This is a genomic window from Brevibacterium samyangense, from assembly GCF_039529845.1.
GTDB classification, from domain to species: Bacteria; Actinomycetota; Actinomycetes; order Actinomycetales; family Brevibacteriaceae; genus Brevibacterium; species Brevibacterium samyangense.
On record NZ_BAAANO010000024.1, the window covers coordinates 18,489 to 27,557 of the forward strand.

General features: G+C 69.8%; 9 protein-coding genes and 1 riboswitch. Of the genes, 7 read left to right on the forward strand and 2 right to left on the reverse strand.

All coding sequences use genetic code 11. The annotated features are described in order from the left end of the window. Positions 1–655 (forward strand): ERAP1-like C-terminal domain-containing protein (locus ABD172_RS12350; protein ID WP_344310063.1); only part of this gene is annotated, 655 nt, incomplete at its 5' end. A 97-nt stretch (positions 656–752) separates the two neighbouring features. Here the strand turns inward: ABD172_RS12350 and ABD172_RS12355 are convergent. After that, on the reverse strand, positions 753–1,781 hold the full coding sequence (locus ABD172_RS12355) for a bile acid:sodium symporter family protein (RefSeq protein ID WP_344310065.1): 1,029 nt from the start codon (positions 1,779–1,781) through the stop codon (positions 753–755). 117 nt (positions 1,782–1,898) lie between these two features. Beyond that, the gene (gene thiE, locus ABD172_RS12360) at positions 1,899–2,582 is read right to left on the reverse strand and encodes a thiamine phosphate synthase (protein WP_344310078.1); all 684 of its coding nucleotides are present in this window, start codon (positions 2,580–2,582) and stop codon (positions 1,899–1,901) included. Between the two features lie 60 nt (positions 2,583–2,642). Continuing rightward, positions 2,643–2,764: riboswitch (TPP riboswitch) on the forward strand. On the opposite strand from thiE, the gene ABD172_RS12365 reads away from it, so the two are divergent. The 6 genes from ABD172_RS12365 (at position 2,759) to ABD172_RS12390 (ending at position 8,765) form a co-directional block, all read left to right on the forward strand. After that, the gene (locus ABD172_RS12365; protein WP_344310067.1) at positions 2,759–3,916 is read left to right on the forward strand and encodes an FAD-dependent oxidoreductase; all 1,158 of its coding nucleotides are present in this window, start codon (positions 2,759–2,761) and stop codon (positions 3,914–3,916) included. It overlaps the preceding riboswitch by 6 nt. Continuing rightward, positions 3,907–4,149 (forward strand): sulfur carrier protein ThiS, encoded by a 243-nt coding sequence (gene thiS, locus ABD172_RS12370; RefSeq protein ID WP_344310068.1) that lies wholly within the window; start codon positions 3,907–3,909, stop codon positions 4,147–4,149. Before ABD172_RS12365 ends, thiS begins: the two co-directional genes overlap by 10 nt. Before the next feature lie 2 nt (positions 4,150–4,151). Continuing rightward, positions 4,152–5,006, forward strand: coding sequence for a thiazole synthase (locus ABD172_RS12375; protein WP_344310069.1), 855 nt, complete (start codon positions 4,152–4,154; stop codon positions 5,004–5,006). Further along, positions 5,003–6,169 carry a ThiF family adenylyltransferase gene (locus tag ABD172_RS12380; protein WP_344310070.1) on the forward strand — a complete coding sequence of 389 codons (1,167 nt, stop codon included), beginning with the start codon at positions 5,003–5,005 and terminating at the stop codon, positions 6,167–6,169. Before ABD172_RS12375 ends, ABD172_RS12380 begins: the two co-directional genes overlap by 4 nt. 9 nt (positions 6,170–6,178) lie before the next feature. Further along, positions 6,179–7,270 (forward strand): LLM class flavin-dependent oxidoreductase, encoded by a 1,092-nt coding sequence (locus ABD172_RS12385; protein ID WP_344310072.1) that lies wholly within the window; start codon positions 6,179–6,181, stop codon positions 7,268–7,270. 172 nt (positions 7,271–7,442) lie between these two features. Further along, positions 7,443–8,765 carry an MFS transporter gene (locus ABD172_RS12390; protein ID WP_344310074.1) on the forward strand — a complete coding sequence of 441 codons (1,323 nt, stop codon included), beginning with the start codon at positions 7,443–7,445 and terminating at the stop codon, positions 8,763–8,765. Positions 8,766–9,069: the final 304 nt, after the last annotated feature.

Sequence of the window (9,069 nt, forward strand, 5' to 3'; positions counted from 1 at the left end):
GCTCGACCTCGCGGACACGGTGCTCGCGCTCGTCCGCCGGACCGGGACCGGATTCCGCAGTTCCGCGGTGGTCTCCGGGCGTGATTTCGCCGCCGGGATCCTCGAGGTGCCCGTCGGTGGCACACTCGGCGAACCGGCGCGCGGCCTCGTCGTCGATCACGCGCTGCGGTGGAAGGCACTCACGGCGCTCGTCACGCTCGGATGGGCGGACGTCGAGGACATCGCGAACGAACGGCACGCGGACAACACCGGCTCGGGTGCCCTCCACGCGGCGACCGCCTATGCCGCGCGCCCGCTGCCGATCGTGAAGATGCGGACCTGGGCGCAGATGACGGAGGACCGCACGCTGTCGAACGACATGCTGTCCGCCCGGATCTCCGGGTTCACCTCCCTCGCGGGCCACCCGATGCTCGAGACCTACGTGGACGCGTACTTCACGATGCTCGACACGGTGTGGAGCGACCGTTCGATGGAGATCGCGAAGCGGATGCTCCTCGGGCTGTACCCGCACTGGGCGACCCGCCTCGACGCCGTGGTCGGCCGCACCGATGCATGGCTCGACACGCACCCGGACGCACCCGCGGCGCAGCGCAGGCTCCTCGTCGAACAGCGCGACGAGGTCGTCCGTGCGATCCGCCTGCAGACCCGCAGCTGAGCGGTGGGTACCACAGACGCCGAGGCGCCCCGCCGGTGAGGAGATCTCCTCACCGGCGGGGCGCCTCGGCGTTCGTGCGGCCGGCGGCCGCCGTGGGTCAGTCCTTCGGTTCCGTCTTCGACCAGAAGGTCGCGAGCAACGAGGCCGCGATGTTCGCCCAGAACGCGGTCACCGCGCCGGGCAGGGCCGCGAGCGGCGAGATGAACGTCGTCGCGAGGGTCGCGGCGAGTCCGGAGTTCTGCAGACCCACTTCGAAGGCGAGCGCACGCCGCTCGGGGGCCGAGAGCCCGACGAGTTTCGAGACACCCCACCCGAGGGCCATGCCGAGCGCGTTGTGGAAGAACACGGCGAGGAGGACGAGGAGGCCGGCGGACAGGATCGTCTCCTTCGAACCGGCGACGACGGTCGCGAGGATGAGAGCGATGACGAGCGCGGACGCCCACGGCAGCGCCGGAGTGATCGCATCGACGACGCGGCTCAGCAGCATGCGGACGACGACGCCGGCGACGACCGGCAGGAGCACCGTCTGGAGGATCGACGTGAACATCGCCATGAAGCCCACCTCGAGCTCGGATCCGGCGATCCACAGCAGGAGCATCGGGGTCATGAGCGGGGCGAGGAGCGTGGAGACCGAGGTCGCCGTCACCGAGAGGGCCACATCGCCCTTCGCGAGGTAGGTGATGACGTTCGAGGCGGTACCGCCGGGCACACAGCCGACGAGGACGAGGCCGATCATGAGCTCGGTCGGCAGCTGAAGCACGAGTGCGATGACCCAGGCGAGGAACGGCATGATGCCGTACTGCATGAGCGCGGCGAGGACGGTGATCCACGGGCGCTTCGCGATCCGCGCGAAGTCCGGGAGCGTGAGGGTGACACCCATGCAGAACATCACGATGCCGAGGAGGATCGTCGTCGGCACGACCTCCTTGAACGCGAGGACCGGGGCGGGCGCGAAGAAGCCGACGATCCCACCGAGGATCACGAGGACGGGGAACGCGGTGGTCGCGAGGTTCTCGACGCGTGAGGGGGCACCGGGGGCCTTCTGCGGGTCGGTCGGTCGAGGGGAGGCGGATGTGGGGGAGCCTGGCGCCGTCGTTGGCGTCGCTGCTCCGTTCTCGGTGTTCATGGGGACAACCGTAAGCGTGATGCGCAGCACTTGTGACATCCGTGTACCGAAATGCGGAACAGCTGTTGGACAGGAACAGTTGCTCGGACGTCGGAGTGTTCCGCGACGCGACCCCGCTCAGAAAGCGTCCATCACGCCCGCGAGTTCGCGCGCTGCGGCCTCCGGGTCCGCAGCTTCGGTCACCGCGCGGACGACCACGATCCGCCGGGCACCGGCCGACCGGAGCTCCGGAACCCGGAGAGCATCCACGCCGCCGATCGCGAACCACGGCTTGTCCGAGTTCCGTTCCGCCGCGTACGCCGCGGCGGCCCGCGGAAGCTCGAGCCCGACTGCCGCCCGGCCCGGTTTCGTGGGCGTGGCCCACACCGGTCCGGTGCAGAAGTAGTCGATCCCGGGATCGTCGTGCGCCTCACGCATCTGCGCCTCGGTACGGGTCGAACGACCGATCGCGATGTCGGAGCCGACGAGGGCGCGGGCATCGGGCGTCGTGAGATCCCCCTGCCCGAGATGGAGGACGTCGACACCGGCGAGCACGGCGACATCGGCCCGGTCGTTCGCGGCGAGCAGAGCACCGTGCCGGTCGGCGATCCCCCTGAGGGCCCGCAGCGCCTCGACCTCGGCCCGTGCCTCGGCTGCTTTGTCCCGCACCTGAAGGATGTCGACGCCCCCGGAGAATGCGGCCTCCGCGAAGTCGAGCAACCCGGGCAGGCCGCGGGCGAGATCGACGCACACGTAGAGGCGTGCAGCGGCGAGGCGAGCGCGGATCCGGTCCCGACAGGACGTGGAATCCGGGGGAATCATCGGGACGGAGGACGGGGTGCGAACGTCGGTCATGCACACAGGTTCGCACAGGTACACTCGGTCGCATTCCGTGGGAGTCCGCGTAACGGGCTGAGAGGGCACTTCGGTCATCGACCGCAGGGTGCCGACCACCAGAACTGGACGCGGTTCATACCGCCGGCAGGAGGAATGCACGTATGCATGTCGTCGTCATCGGCGCGGGGATCGTCGGTCTCCTCACCGCTCTCGAGGTGCACGCCCGCGGCCACTCGGTCGAGGTGCGCACCGCCGGAATCGCCGAGGGAGCAACCTTCGCCGCCGCCGGAATGCTCGCTCCGACCTCCGAGATCCAGGTCGGGCAGGGTCCGCTCTGGGCGATCATGCAGGAGGCCGCCGCAGCCCACCGCGATCTCGCGTCCCGCCTCCCCTCCCTCTCCGCAGGACTACCCTCCTCCGCAACAGCCGAGTCCGCGGGATATCGCGCCGACGCGACGCTCGTGGTCGCCCGCGACCGGGCCGACCTCGCGGCGCTGCAGGATCTCGCTGTTCTCCAGCGCACCACCGGTGCCGAGGTCACCGAGCTCCTGCCCCGTCGGATCCGCGCTCTCGAGCCCTCACTCGCCCGGAACATCGCCGGTGGGGTCCGCATCGCACGGGACCACCAGGTGGATCCGCGCCGACTCGCCGCGACGGCCCTCCGGATCCTGCGCGGGCACGGAGTACCGGTGGTCACGGGCGCCGTCCGCTCGCTCGACGGGATCGCTGCGGACCGGATCGTCGTGGCCGCGGGCCTCGGTGCCGCGCGGATCGACGGTCCCCATCGGGATCTCGATCTCGCCCTGCGCCCGGCCCACGGGGACATCCTGCGTCTTCACGTACCCAGGTCCCTCCTCCTTCCCGGGGAGGACCATCTGCTCGGCGGTACGGTCCGAGCCCTCGTGTCCGGACGCCCGGTCTACCTCGTCCCACGAACCGACGGCGGACTCGTACTCGGCGCCAGTAGCCGGGAGGATCCCCTTGCTGGCACCTCGACCGGTGCAGTGCTCCAGCTCCTCCAGGACGCGGCGCAGATCCTGCCGTCGATCAGGGAGACCGAACTCCGCGAGGTCACGACACGGGCCCGCCCCGGCACACCGGACGACCTCCCACTCCTCGGTCCCGTCCCCGGCCATCCACACGTCGTCGTGTCGACCGGTTACCACCGTCACGGGATACTCCTGTCCGCCTGGGCCGCACGTCGCGCCGCGGACATCGTCGACGGACACCCCTCGGCCCTGCCTGCGGCGGTCGATCCCGCTCGTTTCACCCAGACCCAGCCCCATCCCCAGCCCTCGGAGGAGAACTCATGTCGGTAACAGTGACCGTGAATGGCGAAGCCGTGTCCCTCCCGGACCCCGGCACCGTCCGCGTGCTCGTGGCGGACCGCCTCGGCCGTCCCGTCGGCGACGACGGTCGCGCTCTCGACGGGGCCCCGCTCGGGATCGCCGTCGCCGTCGACGACCGCGTCGTACCGCGCAGCCGCTGGGCGAGCACCGTCCTCGCCCCGGGAGCTCGCTGCGAGTTCGTCACTGCGGTCCAGGGAGGATGACCATGACCACCGATTCCGCGATCCCGCACTCCGGTCCGGCCGCCACGTCCGAGGAACCCGGCGACGCCCTCGTCATCGCCGGACGGTCCATCGGTTCCCGGCTCGTCATGGGCACCGGGGGCGCCACCGACCTCAAGGCCCTCGAGCGTGCTCTCGTCGCTTCCGGCACCGAACTCACCACCGTCGCCGTGAGGCGGTACTCGGCCGAGGTCGGCACCTCGGTGTTCGCACTCCTGCGACGCCTCGGGATCACCGCGCTCCCGAACACCGCAGGGTGCTACGGCGTCCGTGACGCGGTACTCACCGCCGAACTCGCCCGCGAAGCACTCGAGACCGACTGGGTGAAACTCGAGGTGATCGCGGACGAGCACACTCTGCTGCCCGACGGCGTCCAACTCCTCGAGGCCACCGAGGACCTCGTCCGTCGCGGATTCGTCGTCCTCCCCTACACGACGGACGACCCCGTGCTCGCCAGGCAGCTCGAGGAAGCCGGTGCAGCGGCCGTCATGCCGCTCGGCGCCCCGATCGGCACCGGCCTGGGGATCCTCAACCCGCACAACATCGAACTCATCGCCGACCGTGCCGGGGTCCCGGTCGTGCTCGACGCGGGGATCGGCACTGCCTCCGACGCCGCACTCGCACTCGAGCTCGGGTGCGATGCAGTCCTCGTGGCGAGCGCCGTCACCCGCGCGCAGGACCCGGTCGCCATGGCGCGGGCCATGGCGCTCGCGGTCCGGGCCGGGCGCGCCGCGGCCGGTGCCGGCCGGATCCCGCGGCGCCGACTGGCGCGTGCCTCGTCGACGTTCGACGGACGGATCGAGTTCGCCGACGGCGACCGTGAATCGGAGTCGCTGTGAACGCGGAGCGACCGTCCGCCGGGTTCCCTCCACTCGTCGAGCCCGGACCGGAACTCCCTCCGGAGCTCGTCGAGCGGTATCGACGCCAGATCACTCTCCCCCACATCGGAGCAGTCGGCCAACGCCGGATCCGGTCCGCCTCGGTTCTCGTCATCGGCGCGGGCGGGCTCGGATCGCCGGTCGTCCATTACCTCGCCGGGTGCGGGGTCGGGTCTCTCACGATCGTCGACGACGATGCCGTCGACCTCTCGAACCTCCATCGGCAGGTGATCCACGGAGTCGACACCCTCGGTGAGCCGAAAGCGGAGTCGGCGGCGCGGGCGGTGGCCCGCCTCGACCCGTCGATCCGGGTGCAGCCGGTGAATGCGCGAGTGAGCGCGGAGAACGTCCTCGACCTCGTGCAGGGACACGATGTGATCGTCGACGGCTCGGACAACTTCGCCACGCGATACCTCGTGGCCGATGCGAGCGAGATCACCGGAGTCCCGGTCGTCTGGGGAGCGGTCCTGCGGCGCAGTGGGCACGTGAGCGTGTTCTGGCCCGGCCGCGGAGCGCACTATCGTGATGTGTTCCCCGAGCCGCCGGGACCGGCCGAGGCTCCTTCCTGCGCGCAGGCGGGTGTGCTCGGCACCCTGCCGGGGGTCATCGGCACCGTCATGGCCACTCAGGTACTCCTCCTCGTCACCGGGACCGGGTCCCCACTCATCGGTCGACTCCTCGTCTGGGACGAGGCGACGAGCACGAGCCGCACGCTGCTGACCGCACCGGACCCCACGCGGACCCGGGCGGCGGAGATCGGGCCGTTCCCCGGCAGTGCGCTCTGCACTGCAGGCGCACCCGGCCCCCAGGAGACCGTCGATCCTGCGGCACTCCGGGAGATCCTGGATGCGGCGGCTGCCGGCGGACCCGTTCCCGTGCTCGTCGACGTCCGTGAACCCTGGGAGTTCGCAGCGGGGGCTCTGCCCGGATCCGTGAATGTCCCGCTGCACACCGTGCTCGAGCACGGCGTCGGGGCCCTGCCGGCGGGCGACGAGGTCGTCCTCTACTGCCAGGGCGGGGTGCGCTCGGCGCAGGCCCTCGCCGCGTTGCGCCCGGCCTGGACGGACAGGGAGGGACGGCTGCGCCACCTCGCCGGCGGATACGACGGGTGGCAACGCGGCTAGGCTGAAACGGTGAAGCTCTCCGTACTCGATCTCGTGTCCGTGCGCCGCGGCCAGACCACCGGTCAGGCGCTGCGGGCCTCGAAGTCCCTCGTCGACACCGCCGACCGCCTCGGGTTCACCCGGTACTGGGTGGCCGAACACCACAACATGCCCTCGGTCGCCTCGACCGAACCCGGTGTCGAACTCATGTACCTCGGACGGGACACGCAGCGGATCCGCCTCGGATCCGGCGGGGTCATGCTGCCGAACCACGCGCCGCTCGCGATCGCCGAGCAGTTCGCCCTCCTGAGCGCGGTGTACGGCGACCGGATCGACCTCGGGATCGGACGCGCGCCGGGCACCGACCCGATCACCTCGGCCGCGATGCGCGGGCACCTCGGGGACGCACACCTCGTCGACCGCTCCGGTGTGCGGATCGATCCCGTCGAGAACTTCCCCCAGCACGTCATGGACGTCCTCGCCCTCCTCACCCCGGAGGGCGCACGTGTCCCGCTCATGAACGACCGGGAGCACGTGCTGCACGCGACGCCGGCCTCCGAACACGCAGCACAGGTGTGGCTGCTCGGGTCGAGCGGGTACTCCGCCCAGCTCGCGGCCATGCTCGGGCTCCCCTACGTCTTCGCCCACCACTTCGCGGGAACCGGCACGGAATCCGCGCTGAACCTCTACCGGAACTCCTTCGAACCGACGGAGCACAGCGCGCGTCACGGCGGGACGTCCCTCGCCGAATCCCGCACCTTCCTCACGATGAACGCGGTCGTCGCACCGACCGAGGAGGAGGCCCGACTCCTCGCCGAACCACATATCCACTCGATGGCCGGTCTGCGGATCGGGCGCACCCCCGAACCGATGCGCCTCGTCGGCGAGGACGTCCGCTCGGTGATGACGGACGGCGACCGACACCTCGGCGAGGCGATGACGAAGTCGTGGATCATCGGCGACCCGCAGCAGGCGGCGGACAGGGCGCGGGAGGCCGCGGAGCGGTTCGGCGTGGACGAGATCATGATCCACCCCGTCGCGGGCGCGTACCCCGAGGATCCGCTCACGGAGATCCCGATGCGGGTCCGCACTCTCGAACTCCTCGCGGCGGAGCTGCTCTGACGCGCGAACGCGGCATGTGAGGCGTCACACACGCGTCCACGATCGCCGAGGTGACGGCGATTACAGGCCGCGTGTGAGCCAAGTCACCCTGCCGGAAACAACACGGTAACCGCCGGTGAAATTATGCTTCGGATCACATAGTTTCAGCATGATCCAGACCATAGGAGCATCAATGACCGCGTCAACCGCGGCGCCCACCCAGCGCCCCCAGGTGACGGAGGCCTTCGCGAAGCGCACCGCCATCGCCGCCCTCGTCGGCACCGCCATGGAGTGGTACGACTTCTTCCTCTTCACGACCGCCTCGGCGATCGTTTTCAACGTCCAGTACTTCCAGACGGAGGACCTCGCTCTCGCGACGATCTACTCCTTCGGCACGATGGCCGTCGGCTTCGTCGCCCGCCCCATCGGCGGCATCGTCTTCGGACACATCGGTGACCGCATCGGTCGCAAGAAGGTCCTGATGATCACGATCATCGGCATCGGCCTCGTCACCGGTCTCATCGGTCTCCTGCCGAACGCGAACACCATCGGCGTCTGGGCACCGATCATGCTCATCATCCTCCGCATCGGCCAGGGCCTGTGCGTGGGCGGCGAATGGGGTGGCGCCGCGACCGCCGCCGCCGAGGCAGCACCGCCGGAGAGCCGCTCGTTCTGGGCCGCTCTCCCCCAGATCGGTTCCCCGATCGGCACCCTGCTCTCCTCGGGCGGCTTCTTCATCCTCGGCCTCACCGTCTCGACCGAGGCGTTCGACGCCTGGGGCTGGCGTGTGCCCTTCGTCCTCGCGATTCCGCTGCTCGGCCTCGCGGTCTACGTCCGCAACACGCTCGAGGAGTCCCCGGTCTTCAAGGCGGCCGTCGAGGGCGAGGACGTGGCGAAGGAAGTCCCGATCGTCCAGCTCTTCAAGAACTCCTGGCGCGAGGTCATCGTCGGCTTCATGTGCAACCTCCTCGGCCTCGCCGCATTCTTCCTCGTCACCACGTACGTCGTGTCCTACGGCGTCAACAACCTCGGGATGTCGAAGAACCAGATGCTCGCCGCGACCCTCGTCGGCGCCGCGGTCGAGATCTTCACGATCCTCTGGGTCGGCACCTGGGCGAAGAAGATCGGTGCGAACCGGATCACCGTGATCTCCGGAATCGCCACCGTTCTCGTCGCCTTCCCCGTCTGGCTCATGGTGAACACCGGCAACGTGTGGCTCGTCATCCTCGCGGTCGTCATCGGCATGCAGGCCCTCTCGATGGCCTACGGCGTCAACGCCTCCGTGCTCACGGCACTCTTCAAGCCCGAGTACCGCACCTCCGGTGTGTCGATCTCCTGCAACCTGTCCGCCGTGATCTCCGGCTTCGTGCCGATGATCGCGACCGCCCTCACCGCGGCGTTCTCCGGCTCCTGGGTCCCTGCCGCGATCATGCTCATGATCATCGGTGCGATCACGGCCGTCGGCGGCATGCTCGCCCCGAGGTTCAACGTCATGGACGACGGCTACAAGGCCTGACGGATCCCCGGGCGATCCGCCCCTCGGACTCCTGCGCCCGTTCTGTACCCCGAGTACGGTGCGGGCGCGGGTCGTTCTCCCCGCAGTACCTGCATCCCCGCAGACGCCGGTGCCGCCACGGTTCTCCGTGGCGGCACCGTCGTGTGTCCGGGGCTCGTGCAACCCACCTCGGGTGTCCACCCCTCCGGCCCTCGCATCGAATTCGCAATTCCGCGCTGTTGTGGCCGCAACCGCTGCACACACGAGAAAATCCGGCTCTTCGCAGTTGGGGGTGTAGTCCAGAGCTGAACCACCCGAACCATCC

Excerpts from the sequence above, each read along its gene's own strand:
- ABD172_RS12365 (WP_344310067.1), top strand. The coding sequence starts at position 2,759 with ATGCATGTCGTCGTCATCGGCGCGGGGATCGTCGGTCTCCTCACCGCT.
- thiE (WP_344310078.1), bottom strand. The coding sequence starts at position 2,582 with ATGATTCCCCCGGATTCCACGTCCTGTCGGGACCGGATCCGCGCTCGC.
- ABD172_RS12390 (WP_344310074.1), top strand. The coding sequence starts at position 7,443 with ATGACCGCGTCAACCGCGGCGCCCACCCAGCGCCCCCAGGTGACGGAG.
- ABD172_RS12355 (WP_344310065.1), bottom strand. The coding sequence starts at position 1,781 with ATGAACACCGAGAACGGAGCAGCGACGCCAACGACGGCGCCAGGCTCC.
- ABD172_RS12375 (WP_344310069.1), top strand. The coding sequence starts at position 4,152 with ATGACCACCGATTCCGCGATCCCGCACTCCGGTCCGGCCGCCACGTCC.
- thiS (WP_344310068.1), top strand. The coding sequence starts at position 3,907 with ATGTCGGTAACAGTGACCGTGAATGGCGAAGCCGTGTCCCTCCCGGAC.